This window comes from Kitasatospora sp. NBC_00374 (assembly GCF_041434935.1).
GTDB lineage: Bacteria > Actinomycetota > Actinomycetes > Streptomycetales > Streptomycetaceae > Kitasatospora.
In genome coordinates this window covers 8,061,782-8,083,393 of sequence record NZ_CP107964.1, presented here as the reverse complement: position 1 = coordinate 8,083,393, position 21,612 = coordinate 8,061,782, and the positions used below count along the sequence as shown (strand labels likewise).

Below are 21,612 nucleotides of genomic sequence, written 5' to 3'. Positions count from 1 at the left end.
AGCGGCGCCGCATCGGCCGGCGGCTGCCGTGCGTGCGGGGATCAGGCCTCGACGACGCCGGACTTCGCGATGGTGATCTTGGCGCTGGGGGCGCCGCTGGGCGAGCCCAGGCTCTCGATCTTCTTCACGAGGTCCATGCCCTCGACGACCTCGCCGAAGACGACGTGCTTGCCGTCGAGCCAGCTGGTGACGATCGTGGTGATGAAGAACTGGGAACCGTTGGTGTTGCGGCCCGCGTTGGCCATCGAGAGCTGGCCCGGCTTGGTGTGCTTAAGGTTGAAGTTCTCGTCGGCGAACTTCTGGCCGTAGATGCTCTTGCCGCCGGTGCCGTCACCGCGGGTGAAGTCACCTCCCTGCAGCATGAAGTCCGGGATCACCCGGTGGAAGCTGGAGCCCTCGTAGCCGAAGCCGTGCTGGCCGGTCGCGAGCTCGCGGAAGTTCTGGGCGGTCTTGGGCACTACGTCGTCGAACAGGGTGAAGACGATCCGACCGGCCGGAGCGCCGTCGATGGTGATGTCGAAAAACACGTCATTACTCATGCCATCATCCTTCCACGCCCCGGACGGCCCGCTGTGCACCGGCCGCCCGACATCCCGGGTCCGGCGCCCGGCGGGGTCGCCGCTCAGGAGACGCCGAGCACGGTCCTTCCACGTCGATGCCCGCCCGACAGCGCCGCGTACGCCTCGGCGCCCCGTTCCACGCGGCGCGGCGGTGTCGGCGCGCGCGACCTGCGGTGCGGCCGCCGGCCGGCGGGGCGAAGGGGCGCGTGCGATCCCCGAACCGACCGCGACGACATCGCCACGGCAGGTGACCGGCGGCGGCGCCGAGCGGCTCGACGGTGCGGGCGGACGGTCGGCCCCGCAGGTACGCCAGGACCGCCAGCACCCGGCGGTGGTCGTGGTCGGCCGGGGCCTGGCGATCGCCAACACCCTGGTGATGGCCACCGCCGGGCGGCGCCGCGACTTCGCCGGCGAACGCCCCGACGCCGGACGGCGCGGAGGTCGGGTGCACGGCGCTCGCGAGCACATCGGCCACCTGGACGGTGGACAGCCGGGCTGCCAGCCCCGCCGTCAGGTCCGCGTACGCGCCGGAGGCGTTCGAGGTCCGCAGCTCGGCGAGCGTGAACTCCCGGCCGGCACGGCGGCGGCCTCGGCGACGGACGGCGCGACAACCCCGCCGGCCACGGCCGCCGGCCATTCCCTTGATGATCGTCCTGCGTGACATGTCCATGGATCAGGAACCCAGGCTTCTGACGGCCGGTCACGCAATGGTGCGCGCCCGACCGGTCCGGGCGGACCGGCCCCGACCGCGCGCGTGCGGCCCGCCGGCCGGCGGTCCGTGCGGCCGGGAGGGCCCGGACGGCTAGCATGCGTGACGGATGATCATCTCAGGAGGGGGACGCAACGGTGCGGGATCTGCGATGGGACGAGCTGGCCGCCTACCGCACGCGGGTGCGCGGCTGCCTGCTCGGCGGGGCGATCGGGGACGCGCTCGGCTTTCCGGTCGAAGGGCTCACGATGACCACCATCGAGGCCCGGTACGGCGAGAAGGGCATCACCGGCCCGGTACCGGACCGTGACGGCGTGGTCGGCCGGATCAGCGACGACACCCAGCTGACCCTGTTCACCGCCGAAGGCCGGCTGCGCGGCTACGCCAGGGCCATGGCGAAGGGCATCGGCGGCGCGGAGACCGCCCTCGTCATGGACGCCTACCTGTGCTGGCTCGACACCCAGGAGCACCCGGCACCACCGCCCGCCGACGGCCTGCGGCACCGCTCCGGCCGGCTGCGCGAGGAGCCCTGGCTGTACGCGCGCCGGGCCCCCGGCCGGGCCTGCCTGTCGGGTCTGCGGCACGCCCACACCCCGGACCCGCGCAGCCCGATCGACGGCACTCCCGGCCCGGTCAACCCCGACTCCAAGGGCTGCGGCACGGTGATGCGGTCGGCGCCCTTCGGCTTCACCGGCGGGGACGGCCGGCACGCCTTCGACCTTGCCGCCCGCTGCGCCCAGATCACCCACGGCCACCCCACCGGCTACTACGCGGCCGCGGCCTTCGCCGCCATGATCAGCCGCCTGGTGGAGGGCGATTCGCTGCCCGTCGCCGTCGCCCGCGCCCTGGAGCTGCTCGCCGGCCACCCCGGGCACGAGGAGACCACCGCGGCGCTGCGCAGGGCGGTCGACCTCGCCGCGGCCGGCCCTGCGGATCCGGCGACCGTGGAGTCCCTGGGCGCCGGCTGGGTCGCGGAGGAGGCGCTGGCCATCGCCGTCTACGCGGCACTGGCCCGCACCGACCACTGGCCGAGGCGTACCCCGATCGAGTCGGCCTTCCTGCTGGCCGTCAACCACTCCGGGGACAGCGACTCCACCGGAGCGATCTGCGGCAACCTCCTGGGCGCCCACTACGGGGACATCCTGCTGCCCCCGCAGTGGCTCGCCGGCATCGAGGGCCGGGCCGTCATCGCCCGACTCGCCGACGACTTCGCCGCCGAGGTGCACCCCGGCGAGCGGCGGCCCTGGTCCTACTGAGCGGCCCGGCCGTGCGATGGCCCGGCCCGACGGGCGGAGCGCGGCCTGCTCAGCCTCCTGCGCGGGCCGCCGCGAGGCCGTCGGCGGCCCGGCGGACCCGCTGGAGCCGGTACTCCGACTCGCCGAACCGCCCGGCGACCACGTCATGGGCCCGCTCCAGGTCGCCGTCCAGCAGCTCGGCCGTGACCACCAGCCAGTCGGCGTCCTGCGGATAGCGCCGGGCGAGCCGCTGCTGGGCCTCGTCCATCCCCGACTCGGCGAGCACCGCCCGCAGCTCCTCGATCAGCGGCGTGAGCCAGTGCGCCCGCAGCGTGTACTCGGTCCGGCCGCCGAAGGTCGGCGCGAGCGCGGCGGCCAGCCGGGCCGGGAGCTCGGCGCAGGAGTCGGCCAGGTACGGGTAGTCCTTGCGGAACTCGTCCCAGTCGACCTCGAGTTCGGCGAGCTGGCCGGGCACCACGGGCCAGCCGCCCCAGCTCTCGTCGGCCAGCAGGAACACCTCCCGCAGCAGGTCGTACGACACCTCGGTGGAGTCGGCGAGCAGGACGGCGTCGTAGAGGTCCTTGCCCTGCGGGTGGTTGTCCGACACCAGCCAGAGGACCTTCCAGGCCAGCGACAGCTCACGCGTCGCCGCCGTCAGTGCACCGCTGACGCCCGGGAGTTCGGCCGGTGCGGGCTCGGCCGGGAGGTGCTCGGTGAAGACGAAGTCGAGCTGGACGGTGCCTCCGGGCAGGCCCGGGGCGCTCCAGGGCAGCACCAGGCGGCGGCCCGGCACCCGGCTGTAGGTCCAGATCTCGTCGGCGGCGGCCCGGTCGGCGTGCAGCCGGACCCGGCCGGAGAGCCGCTCCGCGCCCGCCGCGATCTCTCCGATCATCCGGTCGGTGCGCTCGTCCTCCAGCTCCCAGTCCTCGGGCCGCACCACGAAGTCGAGGTCGCCCGGCTCCCGGGCCGCCTCGCCGTACCACGCGCGGAGCAGGACGCTGCCGCGCAGCACCAGGTGGTCGGCCCAGGCGGACCCGGCGACGGCGGACAGCACGGTGTTCAGCGCCTCCCGGCGGGCCCGGAGCCAGCGCTCGGCGACCTCAGGGTCCGCGAAGGCGGGCTCGCTGGGCCGCAGCGCCCGGGAGTAGCCGGCCAGGGCCGGGTCGAAGACCGGCTGCTGGGTGACCGCGTCGTCGTCGATCGGCCGGATGCTGCGCGGCAGGTCGAGCCGCTCGCGGATCTCCTCGGTCGGGGGCGTGCGCGGCAGCACCACCTCCTCCCAGGGCCCGTAGTCGAGGCTGTCCCAGTCGGCGGCCCCGCCGTCGGCGTGGTCCGCCTGGTCGGCCTGGTCGGCCTGGTTGCTGGTCATCGGGGGGTTCCCTCCCTGTCGTGGTGAGCGGTGCCGGTCTCGTCCGCCCGGTCGGCCTCGTCGATCCATCCGGCGTCGAGCGTCTCGTCGCTGTCCAGGGCCACGAACTCCCGTTCCACCGAGGCGATCCGGCGGCCGTCCGCGGTCAGGTCCGCGAGCAGGGCGTCCAGCCGGCGGCCGGCCGCGGCCAGCCCGACGAGGCGGCAGCGCTGTGTGACGAACCGCTCCCGCAGACCGTCGGGGCGCACCCGGCGGGCGTTGCGCGACAGGTGGGCGCCGTGGCGGACGGCCAGGTCCGCGAGGCCGTCGGTCCGCTCCGACGGGCCAAGCAGCAGTTTGACGTGGTGTTCGAAGTAGCGCTCCGGGCCCAGCCGCACCGCGTCGGCGTCCGACTGCGGGACCCCCTCGGCCCAGGGGACCGACTCGATCTTCACCCGCAGGACGGTGAACCCGGCACCCGCCATCCGCCGCGCGGTGCGCCGGGTGGAGGCGGCGACCTCGCCGTAGGACCCGGAGCCGCGGAGCGTCAGCATCGGCTGGGAGACGGCGGCCGTGCCGCGGTCCAGCAGGATGTGCGTGAACTTCAGGCCCTGGCCGGCCGCCCACTCGGCGAGCGCGTCGGCGTCGTCGGCGTTGACGGTCAGGTGGACCTCGAAGTCGCCGAGCAGCGACAGACCCGCCGAACGGCCGGCGGTCGGCGCGGGGTCGGCGGTACGCGCCTCGGTGGCGTGCGGGTCGGCAGTACGCGACGCGGCGGCGTACGCCTCGGCGGTGTGCGGGTCGACTGTGCGGCGGCCCAGGTCAGCACGGGTGGCGAGCATGTGAGCACTATGCCAGCCGGTACCGACAACGGGATCCGGGGGCGTTCGGGGCCGTCGGACCGAGTCGGCGCCCGAGGCCGTTTCCGCCGCCGCAGCTCTTGACTCCCCTCGCGATGACTGCCACGGTTTGCTCAAAATTGCTCGAACATCTGACTCTTCGAGCATATTCGTTCACCATCCTCCATGTTCGGAGCATCCCCATGAGATGGCACCAGCGGCTGGTCGGACTCGGATCGGCGGCCGTCCTCGCCGCCGCCGGACTGGCGGCCACCACCGCCGCCGAAGCCTCGGCGGACACCGTCGCGGCGAACACCAACTCCCCGATCGGCGCGAAGCCGATGATGGGTTTCAACAACTGGGCCCGCTTCACCTGCAGCCCCCAGGCCCGCCTCGACGGCACCAGGACCGGCTACTCCTTCCAGCAGTTCATGCAGGACCAGGCCAAGGCCATGAAGGACACCGGGCTGGTCGCGGCCGGTTACACCAACCTCACCGTGGACGACTGCTGGATGCAGCGCACCGCCGCCGGCTACCTCCACGGCGCGGCGAGCTGGAGCGGAAGCAGCCAGCCGGGCTTCGACTGGGAGCTCACCGACTACGCCGGCTACGTCCACGCCCAGGGCATGGAGGTCGGCCTCTACAGCACGTCCGGTGTGAACACCTGTCAGGGCGTGCCCGGCGGTGTCATGGGCCACGAGCAGGCCGACGCCAACTCCCTCGCCTACTGGGGCGCCGACTCGCTCAAGCTGGACAACTGCGGCACCACCTGGACCAACCGGCAGCAGGAGTTCACCTCCACGGCGAACGCGCTCAACACGGCCACCGCGAGCAACTCGCGCAAGATCCTCTTCAACGAGTCCGCGCCCGCCGGCGCCGCGCCGTCGAGCAGCACCAAGTACCAGGCGATGGACTGGGTCCGCGGGCTCGGCCAGATGTGGCGGGTCAGCCCCGACATCGCCGTCTGGCACGGCACGACCACCTCGGCGTGGGACTGGCCGCACGGCGGCGACTACTACGAGGGCGGTGTCCTGCAGAACTTCGCCGACACCGTCGCCCTGGCCCGCTACAACGGCCCCGGCAACCACAACGACGCCGACATGCTGCTGATCGGCGACAACAACCAGCTCACCCTCGCCGAGCAGCGCAGTCAGTTCGCCCTGTGGTCGGCCATGGGCTCCCCGCTCATGATCAGCACCGATGTGCGCAGAATGGCGGCCGACCCGGCCACGTACGCGCCGCAGCTGGACATCCTCAGGAACAGCGACATCATCGCGGTCGACCAGGACACCACCGCCGGCGGGTACCTGGCCTCCCGGCAGGGCGCCGCCAACGGCTCCGGCGTCGACGTGGTGGTCAAGCCGCTGGCCGACGGCGCCCGCGCGGTGGTCGTCCTGAACAAGAACGCCACGGCCACCACGTACACGCTGGACCTCGCCCGGCTCGGCTTCGGCAACCTCGGCTGCACCCGCACCGCCAGGAACCTGTGGACCCACACCACCGGCCCGGTGCAGGGCTCCCTCACCGCCACCATCGGCAGCCACGACAACGCGATGTACACCGTCGAGCCCGGCAGCTGCGGCGCCGCCCTGCCGGTCGGCCAGATCCAGGCCGCCCAGCCCGGCTTCCAGGGCTTCGCCCACTGCCTCGACGCCTACGGCGGGGCCACCGGCGGCGCCGTCGTCGGGCTGTACGCCTGCACCGGCAACGGCAACCAGCAGTGGCAGCGCCTGGGCGACGGCCGGATCGCCTCGCTCGCCGACCCCGGACTGTGTCTCTCCGGTGCGAGCACCGGGCTGAAGCTCGCCACCTGCAACGGCGGCGACCCGAAGCAGCTCTGGACGTACGACCGGGCCGGCCGGCTCAAGGCCGACGGCCGGTGTGCCGACATCGCCGGCGGTGCCCTCGACAACACGGGTGCCGCCGTCACGACCTACCCCTGCGGTACCTATCAGCCCAACCAGACCTGGAGCGCGCCCTTCGCCACCCCGCCGGCCCCCTGACGGTCCGCCCGCTGCCGCCCTCCGACGCACCGGAGCGGCGGCAGCGGGCGGCAGGGGTGACAGGGGGTTCAGGCCTCCCGGCGCCGGCCCAGCCCCTCCCCGCGCAGCACGCCGCGCAGCCGGCCGAGCTTGGTGAACCGCTCGCGGTTGGCGACCGAGGCCCGGTCGAGCTCCTCCATCAGCCGCCGGGTCCGGTGCTCCAGGTCGAGCTCGTCGAGGATCCGGTCGACCTCGGCGAGCAGGGAGCCGTGCAACTGCCAGGCCTTCGGGTGCTCCTGCACGCCGCGCAGCAGCATCTGCGCGACGTTCTCCCGGCTGGCCCAGGCGGCGGACATCTCGGCGGCCAGCCGGGCCTCGGCCTCCTCCGCGTTGGAGCTCACCTGACTCGCCACCAGGACGGAGAAGCTGACCAGGGCGCCGCCGATGTGCGCCAGCAGTTCCTCCAGCGCGAGCGCGACCTCGGGCGGGAAGAGGGGCTCGTCGTCGTCCCTGCGTTTGGCCAGGTCGGTCAGTGACCGGGCCAGCACCCGGACGACCACCACGCAGATCTCCAGGGTGTCCAGGCCGGTCCGCAGGACGATTCTGGACAGCAGCCCCTCGCTGATCCTGGGGTTCAGCCGCAGGCTGTCCTCGGCCTGCCGCAGAGCCGCGTCGACCTCGGCGATGGCCTGGTCGAGGGCGCGTGCCTCGTGCAGCCGGGCGGCGGCGCGCTCGACCGGGGTGGGGCCGCCCAGCTCCTCGGCGATCCGCAGCAGCAGGTGGCGGGCACGGCGGGCGAGGTCCTCGATCGACTCCCCGGCGGTGTCCACCCAGACCGGCGGGGCGAACACCAGGTTGAACAGCAGGCCCACCCCGGCACCGATCAGCGTCTCCAGCACACGGTCCCAGGCCTGGGTGGCGAGCCTGGTGACACCGAGGACCAGCATCGCGCTGATCGCCACCTCGTTGACGAACTCGTCGACCCGGACGAACTGGCCGACGGTCAGCGAGGCCAGGATGATCAGTCCGAGACTCCACCAGGACAGGCCCATCACCGAGCTGAAGCCGATCGCGATCACCACGCCCACCACGACCGAGTTCACCCTGCGGATGCTCGTGGTCAGGGTCGAGTACAGGGTGACCTGGACGACCAGCAGCGCCGTCAGCGGCGCGGTCAACGGGGCCGGTTCGGCACTCAGCTGCAGGGCCACTGCGTAGGCGAGGGTCGACGCCAGGGTCGCCCTGATCGTCAGGACGACGACCGGATCCTTGAGGCGCCGGCGCAGCTTCTCGGCCACCGATTCGACTGTGTCGCTCATGCCTGACATTCCTGACGTCTTCCCCCGTCCCGGCCGCCGCACCGGGGGAATCCGATCTCGCACCCGGATGCCCACCGGTACCGCCGCGGGACGGCGGCCTCACCCGGCGTCAGCAGTCCGTGGGCCGCCGGCCCGCCGGGGCGGTGGGGCCGGGTGGGCCGGGTGGGCCGGGTGAGCGGAAGGTGCGCGCGGGTGGTCATGGGACGGGCATACCGGGAGAGCGGCCGGCTCGCGCGCGAGGTGGCTATCGTGGGGGGCATGTCCACCCTTGTGGAGCTGCCCGAGCAGCTGGAGGAAGCGGTCCGCACACCACCGCCGCGGGGCGCCGCGCGCGGCGTACGGAAGGCCGCCCGGTGACGGGTCCGCGGTACGAGGCGCGGTTCTCGGGCGAGGTGGCGCGCGCCGTCCGGGCCCTGGCGGACGAGGACCGCGCGAGGTTGCGGCGGGCGGTGGCCCGGGCCGAGGCCGACCCGTGGTCGTGGCCGCAGGCGGACCGGTACGACCTCGACGACACGGTACGGGTCGTCACCGCCGGGCGGGCGATGGTGCACTACGCGATCCTGCCGGAGCCGCCGCACCTGTGGGTGTTCGCCCTCACCGCGCTGTAGCCGGCCGGGCCGCCGGGGGACGCGCTCCCCCGCGGCCCGGAGCCGCCGTCGGCGAGGTGCGAAACGCGGCCCGGGCGGGCGAACGGTCGGATAGGTTCGTGGCCATGACGACTGCCGCCACCGGAACGGTCACCGACGTCGGCGTGGGCACGCTGCTCAGGAGCTGGCGCGAGCGCCGGCGGATCAGCCAGCTGGAGCTGGCCCTCAGGGCGGACAGCTCCGCCCGGCACATCAGCTTCGTCGAGACCGGCCGGGCCAGGCCCAGCCGGGCCATGGTGCTGAAGCTGGCCGAGCACCTCGACGTCCCGGTGCGGGAGCGCAACACCCTGCTGGTCGCGGCCGGTTACGCGCCGGCGTTCGCCGAGACCCCGCTGCGGGATCCGGCGATGCGGGCGCTGCGCACCGGGCTGGAGCAGCTGCTGGCGGCGCACGAGCCCCACCCCGCCCTGGTCATGGACGGCGCCTACGACATCCTCGGCGCCAACCGCGGCGTCGGCATGCTGCTCGGCGGCGTGGCCGAGCACCTGCTGCGGCCCCCTCTGAACGCGATCCGCCTCACCCTCCACCCGCAGGGTCTTGCCCCGCGCATCCACAACCTGCCCGAGTGGCGCGCCCACCTGCTGGAGCGCATGCGAGGGCAGCTCGCGATGCGCTCCAGCGTCGCCCTGCGGCGGCTGTACGAGGAGGTGACCGCGTACCCGGCGCCCGACCGGCCGGCGGCCGACGGGCGGACCTCCTCGTTCCCGGCCGAGCTGTACCCCTACGCCCTGCCGCTGCGGATCGAGGTGGACGGGCAGGTGCTGTCGTTCGTCTCCACCGTCACCACCTTCAACAGCCCGATGGACGTGACCGTCTCCGAGCTGGCGGTGGAGACCTTCCTGCCCGCCGACCCGGGGACGGCCGAGGCGCTGCGTGCGCTCACCCCGGCCGAACCGTAGGCGTCACGCGCCGGGTACGCGGTCCAGGAAGCCGCTGACGGCGCGGACCCGCCCGTCCGGCGCGAGGGTGACCACGTCGAAGCCGGCGACCGGCGCCGAACCGTCGGTCCGGGAGACCAGTTCCCAGGTGAAGCGCACCAGGTCGTGGTGGGCGTCCGAGGTGCCGGTCTGCCGGAACTCGAAGCCGGGGAACTGGCGGTGGGTGGCGGAGATCAGGGCGACCAGGGCCTCGTGCCCCTGGACCGCGGCCAGCGGGTCGGTGTACCCGGCGTCCTCGGTGAAGGCCTCGGCCACCGCCTTGGCCAGGTCGTCGGTGTGCTCGGCGTTCCAGGCGGTGAAGTAGCGCCGGACGGCCTCGTCGTGTGCGGACACGGTGGTTTCCCCTCGTCGGTCGGGCCCGGGTTGCGGTGCTCCGGTTGCCCCTACGATCCCGGAGCGCCGACGGGAGGTCGATTACCCCCGAGGTCATGGCCCCGGGTCCGGGTGCCCTCGCCGCACTCCGGCCCGAGAGCTGCGACGGACGTCAAGTGCCGTAGACGGCCTCGACGTTGTCGACGGCCGGGTGGACACCGCCGACCGGGCCGGCGGCGAAGGCCAGCAGGACGTTCTCCGTGACCCGGCGGGTGAACGCCCCGGCGGCGGCGTCCAGTCCGTGGTTGCCGCCGCCGCCCGGCCCCTGCGCGTCCAGGGCCTCCACCCAGCGCATGGTGCCGCTCGCGAACACCGCGGCGCCGCCCGGCAGCGTGCAGTAGGCGCTGTTCGCGAAGTCGGCCCTGTCCCCGCAGACCACCGGGGAGTGCGCCAGCACCTCGATCGGGCGCGGCGTGGGCCAGTCCGTGTCCACCCGGTCGTACTCCACGCCGACCAGGTGGGCGAAGCTGTCGCCCGCCCGCACCCCCGTGCCCTCGTACACCCAGTGCCCCGGGGCGGTCACCACGAACGGGGCGTCCACCGGGTAGCCGCTGTAGAGGACGCCGAGCAGCGAGCTCTCCGGGTCGCTGCCGGGCTCCGCCCGGAAGTCCGTGGTCGCGGTCAGGCCCGCGACGAAGCCCGGATCCAGCCGGTAGTCGTCCTTGTAGCAGACCATCACCCGGTCCGGCCCCAGCGGCGACGGCTCGTGCCGCACCCGCCGGTAGCAGCAGTTGGCGCCCAGCACCGCCAGGTTGGTCCCCGCGTCGCGGGCCGCCGTCACCCGCCGGCGCTGCTCCACCGACCAGTACTCGTCGTGGCCCGGCGACAGCACGCACCGCGCGCCGTCCAGCAGAGCCGCGTCGCGGGCGAGGTCCACGCCGGTGGCGTAGGCCAGGGACAGGCCGAGCCGCTCGGCCAGTGCGATCAGCGGCGCCTCGTAGACCAGGAACAGCCCCGCGCCCTGGGCGTAGGCGTACGGCCGGTCGAAGGTCACCTCCAGCGAGCGCGTCGCCCGGCCGCCCGTCGGGCCGTTGTACAGGTTGTGACCACCCCACAGGTTGTACGCCTGCCAGGTGGCGACCGCGTTCACCAGGACGGTGCACCCGGCGGCGGTGCGGGAACGCACCGTCACCGGCACGTAGCGCTGCCCGGCGTCGCCCTCGGCGTCCAGGCGCAGCAGGTAACTGCCCTCGGGCCAGCCGGTGGTGTCGACGACGGTGGTGCGCTGCCAGTCGGTGCGGACGGCGCGGGTGTCCGGGTCGACGACGGGGGCGGGCTGCCGGGCCCCGGGCAGCCGGTCGGAGCGCCAGACCAGCCGGGCGCGGTCGCCGCCGTACCAGCCCATCCGGTACGCGGAGACGGTGAACGCCGCCGCGGTGGTGGAGACGTACAGCCCGAACGGCTCGCCCCGCAGCACGGCGGCCCGGTCCGCGAACCCCTCGACGGCGTCCGCCGGCCCCGGGGCGGTGATCCGCCAGTCGGCGTTCCCGGGCCGGGCGTTCTCGGCCCTGGTGTCCAGGCGCCCGGCTCCGTCGTCCGCCGTGGAGCGGGACGGCGCCGCGGCCGCATCGCCCGCGGCTGCCGCCAGCGCGGTCACCGCCAGTCCGAGGAAGGCCCGCCGTCCCGGGGTCGCCGCACCCGTCGTGTCCCGCTCTGCCAAGGCCGAACCCCGTCTCGTCCGTCGTCCGCCGCCGGCCCCCATCGTCGCGGCCGCCCCTTCGGGCGGCGGGCAGGCACGACGGCGGCGCCGCCGGTTTCACGCGCCTGCCCCACCGGGCGCCGGTGGGCGGGCCGCGGGCCCGTGCGCCACCGCCCGTGGGGGCGCGCCGCGGCCTATGCTGCTGCCGGAAAACCTCGGCGAGAAAACCTCTGCGAGAAATCTCCCGGCGGGTGTCGAAATCGCGCGCCGTGCTTCTACCTGTCAGTGAGAGCGCCCGGTCCGAGGGCGCGAGAGGACGAGGAGCAGGACATGAAGTACATGCTGCTGATGCAGTTCAGCGCCGCGACGGCGGGCTTCCCGGCGATCGACACCTGGACGCCCGAGGTAATCCGGGCACACATCGGGTTCATGCAGGACACCAACGCCAAGCTCTCCGCCGCCGGGGAACTGGTCGACGCCCAGGGCCTGGCGATGCCCGACTCGGCGAAGATCGTCCGCTCGCACGGCGGCGGCGCGCCCGTGGTCACCGAGGGCCCGTTCCCGGAGACCAAGGAGTGGCTGGCCGGCTGGTGGATCGTCGACTGCGAGACGCCCGGGCGGGCGCTGGAGATCGCCGCCGCGATCTCGGCCGCGCCCGGCCCCGGCGGTACACCGCTCGGCATGCCGGTCGAGGTGCGCCAGGTGATGTCGGCGCCGACCGAGGAGCTGTGAGCGCTGACTGACCCGGGTGGGCCCGTCGAGGACCTGCTGCGCGCACTGGCGCCGCAGGTCGTCGGCGTGCTCACCCGGCGGTTCGGGGACTTCGCCGCCGCCGAGGACGCCGTCCAGGAGGCCCTGCTCGCGGCCGCCGTGCAGTGGCCCGAGGAGGGCGTGCCGGCCAATCCGCGCGGTTGGCTGATCCAGGTCGCCCGGCGCCGGATGACCGAGGAGGTGCGCAGCGAGCAGGCCCGCCGCCTGCGGGAGGACCGGGTGGCCCGGCAGGTGCCGGCCGACCGCCGGGCGGCGCCGGCGGCGGACACCGAGGACGCGACGGGCCGGGACGACACGCTGACCCTGCTCTTCCTGTGCTGCCATCCCGCGCTCTCCCCGGCCTCGGCGCTCGCCCTGACCCTGCGGTCGGTCGGCGGGTTGAGCACGGCGGAGAACGCCCGGGCGTTCATGGTCCCCGAGGCGACCATGGGGCAGCGGATCAGCCGGGCCAAGCAGCGCGTCAAGTCGTCCGGGGTGCCGTTCCGGATGCCGGACCGCGGCGGCTGGGCGGAGCGGCTCGACGCGGTGCTGCACGTCCTCTACCTGATCTTCAACGAGGGCTACGTCGCCGGCGTGGGCGACGACCTGCAGCGGGTCGAGCTGTCCCGGGAGGCGATCCGGCTGACCCGGGCCGTCCACGCGGCGCTGCCGCAGGACAGCGAGGTCACCGGGCTGCTGGCACTGATGCTGCTGACCCACGCGCGCAGCGCGGCCCGCACCGGGCCGGGCGGTGAGCTGATCCCGCTGGCCGAGCAGGACCGCCGCCGGTGGGACGCCGGGGCGATCGCCGAGGGGATCGCGCTGATCACCGCGGCGCTGCCCGCAGGCCCGGTCGGGCCGTACCAGGTGCAGGCGGCGATCGCCGCCGTCCACGACGAGGCCGCCACCGCGGAGGAGACCGACTGGCCGCAGATCCTCGCCCTGTACGGGGTGCTGGAGCGCATCTCCGAGAACCCGGTGGTCGCGCTCAACCGGGTCGTGGCCACCGCGATGGTGCACGGCCCGCAGGCGGGCCTGGCCGCCCTGGACGCGGTCGGTGCGGATCCCCGTCTGACGGGTCACCACCGGGTCACCGTGGTCCGTGCCCACCTGTCGGAGATGGCGGGCGACCGCGGGGCCGCCGCCGCGCTCTTCCGCGCGGCCTCCCGGGCCACCGCCAGCCTCCCCGAACGGCACCATCTCGCGATCCGCGCCGCCCGGTTGACGGATCCCGGGGTACAGCCGGACTGAGCGGCCGCGCACCCGGACCCCGCTGGCGCGCGATTCCGCTGGCGCACCCGGACCCGCCCGTCATAAGCTCGGCCCGCGCCTCCCGCTCGGACCTCAGGTCGAGCGGCCCCGGCGCCCGACCGCCGGCGTGACACGGGGCACTCCCCCGCCGCCGGCCCGCGTGTCCGCTCCGCGATCCCGCACCACACACCACGCCACGGCTGCCCCTGCCGTGCTCCGACCCGCCGAACGAAAGCGCCTGCGCGATGCGACCTTCCCTGTTCACCGTCGACCTGCCCGGCCCCGGGCGGCTGAGCACGATGGCCAAGCCGCGCGGCGCGGACTGGCTGGAGGACGAGATGACCGCGCTGCGCGCCCACGGCGTCGACATCCTGGTCTGTGCCCTCACCCGGCCCGAACTCGACGAACTCGGGCTCACCGCGGAGCCCCTGACGGCCGTGGCCGCCGGTCTGCGGTACGTCGCGATCCCGATCCCCGACCGCTCGGTGCCCGATCCCGCCACCGTCCTCCCGGCCCTGCACGACCTCGCCGGCCGGCTCCGGGCGGGCGCGCACATCGTCACCCACTGCCGTTACGGCATAGGCCGGGCGTCCCTGCTCGCCGCCGCGCTGCTCGTCATCAACGGCGTCGAGCCCGATACCGCGTGGAGCCGGCTCGAACAGGCCCGCGGGCTCGCCGTCCCGGATACCGCCGAGCAGCGGGAGTGGACGGCACGGACGCATGGTTCGGCGAAGGCGCCGTCGAGTTCGTAGCAGAACCCGCCGCGGCGCCGGCCGACGATCTTCTCCCGGAACCCGGCCCGCTCCAGGACGACGGGCTCGCCGAGGTGGATGCCCAGGTCCGCTCATTCCCCCCGCCGCCGCGCCCGCGGGCAAGGGCCGCCGGGCGTACGTCGGGCGCTCAGGCGACCAGCTGGTAGATGCTCTTGCCGGTCAGCCACAGGCCGAGGAACAGGGAGAGCGTGACGACGAGCTGGTCCTGGTGACCGTCCAACCAGGCGCGCAGGCCGTCGAGTCGGGCCCGGGCCGGCTCCGGGGCCCAGACCGTGTAGAGCTCCATCACCACCAGACCGGCCGTCGCGAGCAGGCAGTAGCCGACGAGGGCGAACCAGCTCTCCAGCGAGGAGAGGTCCGCGTCGACGGCGGAGGCGGCACCCGCGCCGACCATCGCCCAGGGCTGGAGCAGGAACGCGAGCCCGCCGGCCGCCCAGAGCGAGGCGTGGTCGATCCTGGCCATCCACTTGGGCGGCCGGTGGGGGCCGGGGGGCTTGCGGCGGCGGCGCTCGCCGAAGAGGAAGAGCAGGACGCCGAGGGTCAGCTTGACGGCCACGGCGGCCGTCGAGGGAGCGGTGTGACGGTCCGGGGGTGTGCCACCGGTCAGCAGCACCACGCAGGCGATCACCAGGACGAGGTTGGCGAGCCAGGCGAGGAGGAAGGCCAGGCCCTTGCGCAGGCCGTTGTCGGAGGAGAGCAGCAGGATGAACGCACTGTTGTGCAGCGGCCCCAGGGTGATCGCGGTGCCGATCAGGAGCAGGTCGAGGACCATCGCTGGTGCGGCTCCCCCGGGTCGGCGGCCGGCATGACGCGGCGTCAGGTTGGCCGCGCACCGACTCTGTTCCGCCCGCCCCGAGGAGTCAAGGAAGCCACGGCGCCCTTCCCCCGATCGCAGCACCGATGTCCGGACCCGCTCGCGACGGTCGGTACCCCGGCCCGTGTCAGGCGGTGGCCGTCGCCACCGGTGCCCGCCGGGTCGGCCCGGCCTGGACTGCGGTGATCCGTTCGATCAGCAGCACGGCCGGCACCCCGGCGGCCGTGTCGGCCCCCAGGACGCGGCAGGACGTACAGGTCAGGATTCCCCCTGGCGGACGGGTCGGCGCACACCGCGCCGATCACCGGAACCCTGGGCCCTGGGGGCGGCGGTGCTCACAGGTGGGGCTCGGGCGGGAAGCCGGTCCAGCGCAGGTCGGCCGGCAGGTGTCGCAGGTCGTTGTGGAGGACGACGGTGGACGGCCGGTCCGGGGCGTAGCGGATGACGGTCAGGGCGGCGTTGGCGTGGTTGAGGCCGAGCCAGCGCCAGTCCGGTGCGTCGAGGGCGTGCCGGACGAGCCAGCCCGCCAGGAAGTTGTGGGTGACGACCAGTTCGTGGCGGTCCCGGTCACCGGGGACCGGGCCGGTGAACCGCTCGATCGCATCCCTTGCCAGGGCCGGGCCGTGTTCCCGCTCCCCGGGCGGGAACCGGTCGAGGAAGCGGAGCAGGTGGTCGGCGCAGTCCGGTGGCAGTTCGGCCCGCTGCGGGACGTACGGGAGGTAGTCCCCGGCGGTCTCCGCGACCTGCGGGAGGACGCCGTCCAACTGGTCGGCGATCAGGCGCGCGGTCTGCGCGGCCCTGGGCAGCGGGCCGTGGTGGAGGGCGGCGAGGGGAACGCCCCGGAGCCGGCGGCCGAGCAGGACGGCCTGCCGGCGCCCGTTCTCCGTCAGCCCGCTCTCGTCCGGCAGGGCTTCCGCGTGCCGGACCAGGTACAGGTGGCGGGTGGCTCGCGCGGTCATGCTGCACTCCTTCGTGCCCACGGCCGGTCCGGTCGACCGTCCTCGAACGGACCGGACGCCCGCGCGCGGAGCGCGGTTCCCGGGCCGCACGGCCCGTGCAGATCCGGGCGTGCGACGATGCCTGGCGGGGAGGTGGGGCCGATGGAGCTCGGTTCGGAGTTCTGCCGTGGGGTGGCCGGGCGTGATCCGCTGGGCGCGGACGCGGTGCTCGCCCGGCTGCCGGAGCTGAACGCCCGGGGGGACGTGGCGGCGCTCGGGCGGGAGCTCGGGGCGCTGGTGGCCGGCTGCCCGCCCGGCCGGTGGGTGGACACCGGCGACCGGCTGGCGGTGGTGCGTGACCTCGGCATGTTCCTCGGGTCACTGCGGCGGCACGGGGTCGAGCCGCTGGACGCGGTGCCCGGGGCCGAGCCGGTGCTGCTGGAGCTCGGCGCGTCGGTGGGTATGGTGCCCCGGGACACCGTGCTGCACTACGGCGCGTGGAACCCGGCCGGCCGGCGCCGCCGGATGTTCACGGGCGCGGCCGAGGAGGGCGTGCTGATCGATGCCGTCCGGGCGAGCGCGCCCGCGGTCGAGCGGGCGGCCCTGGTGCTGGCCGGGCTGAGCGGTCTGAAGCCGGACGAGCCCGCGTTCGCCGACGGCTGCGAGGACGCCGCCCGGCAGCTGGCGTTACTGCCGGAGGTTGCCGCCCGGGTGACCCGGTCGGTGGACCCGGCCGGATTCTTCATGGCCCGCCTGCGCCCCTACATGGAGGACGTCCGGGTGGGCGGGCGGCGGTACTTCGGGCCCGCCGCCGCGCACGTCCCGCTGTACCTGGTCGACCACCTGCTCTGGTCCGGCGACCGCCCGGATCCCGAACACCTCTCCCTCCAGGAGGAGTTGACCGGCTACGGACTGCCCGGGTGGGCCGCGCTGTACCGGGAGCGGGCCGGCCTGCCGTCGGTGGCGACCGTCCTGGCCCGGGCCCTCGACGAGGCCGGCCCGCGGCCGGGACCGGACCTGCGGCGTACGGCGGAGGCGGTGGCCGGGCTGCTGCGCTCGCTGCTGGCGTTCCGGGGCCGGCACCTGCGCCTGGTCCGGCGGGCGTACACCGAGGAGGCGGGGTACGGGGCCGGCAGCGCGGGAGCGGCCCCGGAGACCGTCCGGCTGGTCCTGGAGCTCACCCGGCAGCGGGCGCGGCAGGTCCGGGACCGGGCCGGTGACCCCACGCGGTGACCATGAAGTTCGGGACGTGAGGGCTGTGCCGGGTCAGTTCGACGGCCGCGGTGACCTCGGCATCGGTGATCAGGCCGGTGGCGACCAGCCGCGGCCGCATCCGGCCCAGCGTCATCCCGAGGAAGGGAGTTCCGGCGGGCAGCAGCGGCGCGTGGATCCGGGCGCCGATGCCGGTCAGCCCGAGCGACGCGAACTCCTCGGGCAGCCGGCGGCCGTAGCCGACGTCCACACCGGCCGCGGTGAACGCGCTCCGGAGGGCCGCGAGCAGTCGGCGGGCCCGGTCGCCCTGCCCGGCGGGCCAGTACCGGGCCACGGCGTCCGCCATCGGGCCCTCGATGTCGAAGTCCTCGACCACCAGCCGCCCGCCCAGGCGCAGTGCCCCGGCCATCCGGCGCAGCACCTCGTCGCGCTGCGGCAGGTGCTCCAGCACGGCCCGGGCGTGCACCAGGTCGTAGTCCCCGCCCGGGAGCGGACCCGCCGTCACATCGTGGCGCAGAACGCGCAGGCCCGGCTCGGTGGCGTCCTGCAGGAAGCGCGGGTCCAGGTCGATCGCGAGCACCTCCCCGGCGCCGCCGACCCGGTGGGCGAGCCAGCGGGCGATGCTGCCCGCGCCGCAGCCGACCTCCAGGCAGCGCCACCCGTCCGCGAGGCCGAGCGCGGTGATCCGCTCGCGCGTCACCTCGTCGTAGACCTCCTCCAGTGCGGCCAGGCGCTCCCGCTCGCCGTCCCCCACCTGCTCGAACACGTATGCACCACGCATCGCCGTACCCCCTCCGGAAAGCAGCTCGGCCGTCCCCGCGGCCCTGACGACCCTAACCGGCCGGGGCGGGCCGCCGCGCCTGACCGGCCGACGGACGGCGGATGCGGGAGGATGGCCGGATGCTCGATCACCTCTCGATCCAGTGCGCCGACCTGGCCGCCTCCACCGCGTTCTACGACGCCGTGCTGGAGCCCCTCGGCGCCCGCCGCCTGATGGAACACGACGGGGCCGTCGGCTACGGCGTCCCGCCGGTGCCGAGTCTGTGGCTCGGCCCGCAGACCTCCGGCGACGGCTTCCGCGAGGCCCACATCGCCGTGCGCGCGCCGGACCGTGCGGCCGTGGTGGCCTTCTTCACCATCGCGACGGCGGCCGGGGCCACGGCCCTGCACCCGCCGCAGGAGTGGCCGGACTACCACCCCGGCTACTTCGCCGCCTTCGTCCGCGACCCGGACGGCAACAACCTCGAGGCGGTCTGCCACCTGACACCCTGACACCCCGGCGCGACGCGCCGGACCGCACCCGGTGAGGGGGCGGTCCGGCGGCCGGCGACTGAGGGTCAGCAGCTCAGGTTGGAGCCCGGGACGGTGCCCAGGATCTGCGTGAAGCTCTGGTACGAGTTGATCCGGCTCTGCACCTGGGCCGGGTTGCCGCCGTTGCACTCCAGGCTGCCGTTGATGCTCCGGATGGTCTCACCGAAGCCGTAGCCGTTGACCATCGCGTTGTGCGGGGTCATGGTGCCCGGACCGCTCTGGGTGTTCCAGTACCAGAGGGCGGTCTTCCAGGCCACGGCGGCGTCGGTCTGCACCAGGTTGGGGTTGGCCAGCAGGTTGATGCCGAGCGCGTCGCCGGCGGCCTTGTAGTTGAAGTTCCAGCTCAGCTGGATCGGCCCGCGGCCGTAGTACGCGGCCTGGCCGGCCGGGCAGCCGTACGGCTGGCCGGCGTCGCAGTAGTGCGGGTAGTTGGCCGTGTTCTGCTCGACCACGTACACCAGGCCGCCGGTCTCGTGGCTGACGTTGGCGAGGAAGGCCGCGGCCTCCTGCTTGCGGACGGTGTCGCTGCCGGTGGCCGCGAAGGCGGGGTACGCGCTGAGCGCGGCGGTCAGGCCGCTGTAGGTGTAGAAGGAGTTGCGGCTCGGGAACATCTGGTTGAACTGGGCCTCGCTGACCGGGAATCCGCCCGGGTCCGGGGCCTGGGTCGGGGTCGGCGAGCCGGAGCAGCTGTACGGCTCCCAGTACCAGGTGCTGATCACCGGGTCGTAGCCCGGGTTGTCGTGGGTGGCGCGGTAGAGGCCGCCGTTGGTGTACCGGACGACGGTGCCGGTGGTGTACGTCTGGCCGGCCACCCAGGCCGGGTAGGTGCAGCTGCCGCCGGTGGGGGTCGGGGTGGGGGTGCTGCCGCCGCCCCCGCCGCAGGCGCCCTGGTCGGCCCAGACGCCGGAGGCACCGCCGGGGGTCTCGTTCTGGGTCCACCACTTGGCGGACCAGTTGTGGCTGTTGTACGAGGCGGTGGCGCCGCCGGTGTACACCGCGGACGGGCTCCAGGCGGCCACGCAGGTCGCGGCCGAGGCCGAGGACGGGAGGACGACCGCCAGCGCTATCGCGGCCGCGACGGCGGACAGGAACGCCAGAAAACGGTGGACTGACACGTGATCACCCCTTCGTGCGGTGGGGGCCGCACGGGATCGGAGACAGGTCTGCCCCGCGCGGGGGCCCGGGTGGGGTCCGGGCCGACCGGGGTGCGGGCCGGTGCGGGGCTGAGGGTGACTCAACCGCGATGGTATAGACCTGTCAAGGCCTGGCGGCAATCCCCCACCCGATGCACACCGCACGGGCGGCCCGGCGCCACAAGCCCGGGCCGCTGATCTGACGACAGGTCAGACCTGTACGCCGGTGCCGCCACGAGCCGGAACCGGTTTCGGCAGCCGGCCGGCCGGAGCTGACCGGATCGGTCCGGATCGGGGCCCGATGGTGCCTTCAGCCGGCGGCCCGCACACAGCAGGATGGCGGTATGAACAGCGCTCTCGTCGTGATCGACGTCCAGGAATCCTTCCGCCGGCGGCCGAACTGGGCCGCCGTCTCCAACCCCGGCATCGTCGGGAAGGTCAGCCGACTGGTGGACGCCGCCCGGACCCGGGGAGACCTGGTGGTCTGGGTCCTGCACACCGAGCCGGGCACCGGTGACGTCTTCGACCCGGCCCTCGGCCACGTCCGCCCGATCGACGGCCTCTCGCCCGCCGACGGCGAGCCCGTCGTGCTCAAGACCTCGCACAACGCCTTCACCACGACCAACCTCCAGCAGCTGCTGACCCGGCACGGCGTCCGCGAGGTGGTGATCAGCGGAATCCGCACCGAGCAGTGCTGCGAGACCACCGCCAGGGTCGCCTCCGACCTCGGCTACGATGTCGTGTTCGTGACGGACGCCACCGCGACACACCCGATCGAGCACCGGAACGCCCCCTCCGGGCGCAGCCTGGAGGAGGTCCTGGCCGATCCGCTGACCCTCGGCACAGCCGAGATCACCGCCCGGACCGAGTACGCGCTGGCGGGCCGCTTCGCCCGGATCGCCACAGTGGAGGAGCTGACCGGATCGTGACCAGGGTCGTCTTCCTGCTCGTCCCGCAGCTGCACCTGCTGGACCTGGCCGGCCCCGCCCAGGTGTTCTCGACGGCGGACGACCTCGGCCACGGCTACCGGCTCGACTACGTGGCCGAGCAGGAGGACGTCCCCACCGCGCAGGGCCTCACCCTGCGGGCCGGCACCCGGTGGCCGCGGCTGCACGCCCGGGACCTGGTCGTGGTGCCGGGCTGGCGCTCGGACACGCTGCGGACCAACGGCGAGCTCGGCACCGCCTCGCTGGAGCGGCTGGCCGCCCACCACGCGGCGGGCGGGACGGTGGCGAGCGTGTGCTCGGGCGCGGACGCGCTCGGCCGGGCCGGACTGCTGGACGGCCGCCGGTGCACCACCCACCACGACATCCAGGAGGAGCTGGCCCGCCGCCACCCCGCCGCGCGGGTGGTGCACGACGTGCTGTTCGTGGAGGACGACCGGGTGCTGACCTCGGCCGGGATCGCCAGCGGGATCGACCTCGCACTGCACCTGGTCGCCTCGCGGCACGGCCCGTACGCCGCCTCGCAGGTGGCCCGCTCGATGGTCGTCCAGGCCCGCCGCAACGGCGACGAGCAGCAGGCCGGGGTGATGCTCCGGCACCGGGCGCACCTGGTCGACGCGGTGCACCGGGCCCAGGACCTGATCGACTCCAGGTTCACCTCCCGGCTCTCGCTGGCCTCGCTCGCGGCGGAGACCGGGATGAGCGAACGCACCCTGACCCGGCGCTTCACCGGTGCGACCGGCCTGACACCGCTGCGCTACCAGCAGGGTCTGCGGGTCGAGCGGGCTGAACACCTGATCGCGCACGGTGCGACGGCGGAGAGCGCGGCCCGCGAGGTCGGGTTCCAGGACGCCCGGATGCTGCGGCGCCTGCGGGCGCGGAGCTGACGCGGAAATCC

At 74.3% G+C, this 21,612-nt stretch carries 22 protein-coding genes and 1 pseudogene; 12 read left to right on the top strand and 11 right to left on the bottom strand.

The window, feature by feature from the left end; genetic code table 11:
- Positions 1 to 41 precede the first annotated feature (41 nt).
- A complete protein-coding gene (locus OG871_RS35270) occupies positions 42 to 539 on the bottom strand; it encodes a peptidylprolyl isomerase (protein ID WP_371502400.1) in 498 nt (165 codons plus the stop codon).
- 268 nt (positions 540 to 807) lie between these two features.
- Here OG871_RS35270 and OG871_RS35265 point away from each other — a divergent pair, with 268 nt between their 5' ends.
- Positions 808 to 1,221, top strand: coding sequence for a hypothetical protein (locus OG871_RS35265; RefSeq protein ID WP_371502399.1), 414 nt, complete (start codon positions 808 to 810; stop codon positions 1,219 to 1,221).
- A 185-nt stretch (positions 1,222 to 1,406) separates the two neighbouring features.
- Complete coding sequence (locus tag OG871_RS35260) at positions 1,407 to 2,525, top strand: ADP-ribosylglycohydrolase family protein (RefSeq protein WP_371502398.1); 1,119 nt, start codon at positions 1,407 to 1,409, stop codon at positions 2,523 to 2,525.
- Positions 2,526 to 2,574: 49 nt separating this feature from the next.
- On the opposite strand, the gene OG871_RS35255 is transcribed toward OG871_RS35260, so the two are convergent.
- A complete protein-coding gene (locus tag OG871_RS35255) occupies positions 2,575 to 3,873 on the bottom strand; it encodes a nucleotidyl transferase AbiEii/AbiGii toxin family protein (RefSeq protein WP_371502397.1) in 1,299 nt (432 codons plus the stop codon).
- Complete coding sequence (locus tag OG871_RS35250; RefSeq protein WP_371502396.1) at positions 3,870 to 4,694, bottom strand: hypothetical protein; 825 nt, start codon at positions 4,692 to 4,694, stop codon at positions 3,870 to 3,872. Before OG871_RS35250 ends, OG871_RS35255 begins: the two co-directional genes overlap by 4 nt.
- A 200-nt stretch (positions 4,695 to 4,894) precedes the next feature.
- Here OG871_RS35250 and OG871_RS35245 point away from each other — a divergent pair, with 200 nt between their 5' ends.
- On the top strand, positions 4,895 to 6,694 hold the full coding sequence (locus OG871_RS35245; protein ID WP_371502394.1) for a ricin-type beta-trefoil lectin domain protein: 1,800 nt from the start codon (positions 4,895 to 4,897) through the stop codon (positions 6,692 to 6,694).
- Between the two features lie 68 nt (positions 6,695 to 6,762).
- On the opposite strand, the gene OG871_RS35240 is transcribed toward OG871_RS35245, so the two are convergent.
- Positions 6,763 to 7,992, bottom strand: a complete 1,230-nt coding sequence (locus OG871_RS35240) for an aromatic acid exporter family protein (protein WP_371502392.1) — start codon at positions 7,990 to 7,992, stop codon at positions 6,763 to 6,765.
- Positions 7,993 to 8,345: 353 nt separating this feature from the next.
- Between OG871_RS35240 and OG871_RS35235 the strand changes: the two genes are divergently transcribed.
- Both OG871_RS35235 and OG871_RS35230 read left to right on the top strand, forming a co-directional pair.
- Complete coding sequence (locus tag OG871_RS35235) at positions 8,346 to 8,600, top strand: hypothetical protein (protein ID WP_371502391.1); 255 nt, start codon at positions 8,346 to 8,348, stop codon at positions 8,598 to 8,600.
- Positions 8,601 to 8,704: 104 nt separating this feature from the next.
- Entirely contained in the window at positions 8,705 to 9,538 is an 834-nt protein-coding gene (locus OG871_RS35230) for a helix-turn-helix domain-containing protein (RefSeq protein ID WP_371502389.1), read from the top strand.
- 3 nt (positions 9,539 to 9,541) lie between these two features.
- On the opposite strand, the gene OG871_RS35225 is transcribed toward OG871_RS35230, so the two are convergent.
- Both OG871_RS35225 and OG871_RS35220 read right to left on the bottom strand, forming a co-directional pair.
- The gene (locus OG871_RS35225; RefSeq protein ID WP_371502388.1) at positions 9,542 to 9,910 is read right to left on the bottom strand and encodes a nuclear transport factor 2 family protein; all 369 of its coding nucleotides are present in this window, start codon (positions 9,908 to 9,910) and stop codon (positions 9,542 to 9,544) included.
- 151 nt (positions 9,911 to 10,061) lie between these two features.
- Positions 10,062 to 11,609, bottom strand: a complete 1,548-nt coding sequence (locus tag OG871_RS35220; protein WP_371502386.1) for a N,N-dimethylformamidase beta subunit family domain-containing protein — start codon at positions 11,607 to 11,609, stop codon at positions 10,062 to 10,064.
- 309 nt (positions 11,610 to 11,918) lie between these two features.
- On the opposite strand from OG871_RS35220, the gene OG871_RS35215 reads away from it, so the two are divergent.
- The 3 genes from OG871_RS35215 to OG871_RS35205 all read left to right on the top strand — a co-directional run bounded on the left by OG871_RS35215 (position 11,919) and on the right by OG871_RS35205 (position 14,341).
- On the top strand, positions 11,919 to 12,320 hold the full coding sequence (locus tag OG871_RS35215) for a YciI family protein (RefSeq protein ID WP_371502384.1): 402 nt from the start codon (positions 11,919 to 11,921) through the stop codon (positions 12,318 to 12,320).
- A 3-nt stretch (positions 12,321 to 12,323) separates the two neighbouring features.
- On the top strand, positions 12,324 to 13,589 hold the full coding sequence (locus OG871_RS35210) for an RNA polymerase sigma factor (protein ID WP_371503504.1): 1,266 nt from the start codon (positions 12,324 to 12,326) through the stop codon (positions 13,587 to 13,589).
- Positions 13,590 to 13,834: 245 nt separating this feature from the next.
- Positions 13,835 to 14,341: a tyrosine protein phosphatase gene (locus OG871_RS35205; protein ID WP_371502383.1), complete on the top strand. Its 507-nt coding sequence runs from the start codon at positions 13,835 to 13,837 to the stop codon at positions 14,339 to 14,341.
- Here OG871_RS35205 and OG871_RS35200 read toward each other — a convergent pair.
- The 3 genes and pseudogenes from OG871_RS35200 to OG871_RS35190 form a co-directional block, all read right to left on the bottom strand.
- Positions 14,317 to 14,427: pseudogene (locus tag OG871_RS35200) on the bottom strand (arylamine N-acetyltransferase); the annotation flags it as partial. The gene OG871_RS35205 and the pseudogene OG871_RS35200 sit on opposite strands and share 25 nt — an antisense overlap.
- A 62-nt stretch (positions 14,428 to 14,489) precedes the next feature.
- Positions 14,490 to 15,134 (bottom strand): GAP family protein, encoded by a 645-nt coding sequence (locus tag OG871_RS35195; RefSeq protein ID WP_371502381.1) that lies wholly within the window; start codon positions 15,132 to 15,134, stop codon positions 14,490 to 14,492.
- A 377-nt stretch (positions 15,135 to 15,511) separates the two neighbouring features.
- Entirely contained in the window at positions 15,512 to 16,135 is a 624-nt protein-coding gene (locus OG871_RS35190) for a histidine phosphatase family protein (RefSeq protein ID WP_371502380.1), read from the bottom strand.
- A 141-nt stretch (positions 16,136 to 16,276) separates the two neighbouring features.
- Between OG871_RS35190 and OG871_RS35185 the strand changes: the two genes are divergently transcribed.
- Complete coding sequence (locus tag OG871_RS35185; protein WP_371502379.1) at positions 16,277 to 17,347, top strand: monodechloroaminopyrrolnitrin synthase PrnB family protein; 1,071 nt, start codon at positions 16,277 to 16,279, stop codon at positions 17,345 to 17,347.
- Here the strand turns inward: OG871_RS35185 and OG871_RS35180 are convergent.
- Complete coding sequence (locus OG871_RS35180; RefSeq protein ID WP_371502377.1) at positions 17,292 to 18,107, bottom strand: methyltransferase domain-containing protein; 816 nt, start codon at positions 18,105 to 18,107, stop codon at positions 17,292 to 17,294. The genes OG871_RS35185 and OG871_RS35180 overlap by 56 nt on opposite strands.
- A gap of 119 nt (positions 18,108 to 18,226) precedes the next feature.
- Here OG871_RS35180 and OG871_RS35175 point away from each other — a divergent pair, with 119 nt between their 5' ends.
- Entirely contained in the window at positions 18,227 to 18,598 is a 372-nt protein-coding gene (locus OG871_RS35175) for a VOC family protein (protein WP_371502375.1), read from the top strand.
- Positions 18,599 to 18,663: 65 nt separating this feature from the next.
- Here OG871_RS35175 and OG871_RS35170 read toward each other — a convergent pair whose 3' ends face one another.
- Positions 18,664 to 19,752, bottom strand: coding sequence for a glycoside hydrolase family 19 protein (locus OG871_RS35170; RefSeq protein WP_371502373.1), 1,089 nt, complete (start codon positions 19,750 to 19,752; stop codon positions 18,664 to 18,666).
- Positions 19,753 to 20,114: 362 nt separating this feature from the next.
- On the opposite strand from OG871_RS35170, the gene OG871_RS35165 reads away from it, so the two are divergent.
- Positions 20,115 to 20,699, top strand: coding sequence for a cysteine hydrolase family protein (locus OG871_RS35165; RefSeq protein WP_371502371.1), 585 nt, complete (start codon positions 20,115 to 20,117; stop codon positions 20,697 to 20,699).
- Complete coding sequence (locus OG871_RS35160; protein WP_371502370.1) at positions 20,696 to 21,601, top strand: GlxA family transcriptional regulator; 906 nt, start codon at positions 20,696 to 20,698, stop codon at positions 21,599 to 21,601. Before OG871_RS35165 ends, OG871_RS35160 begins: the two co-directional genes overlap by 4 nt.
- Positions 21,602 to 21,612: the final 11 nt, after the last annotated feature.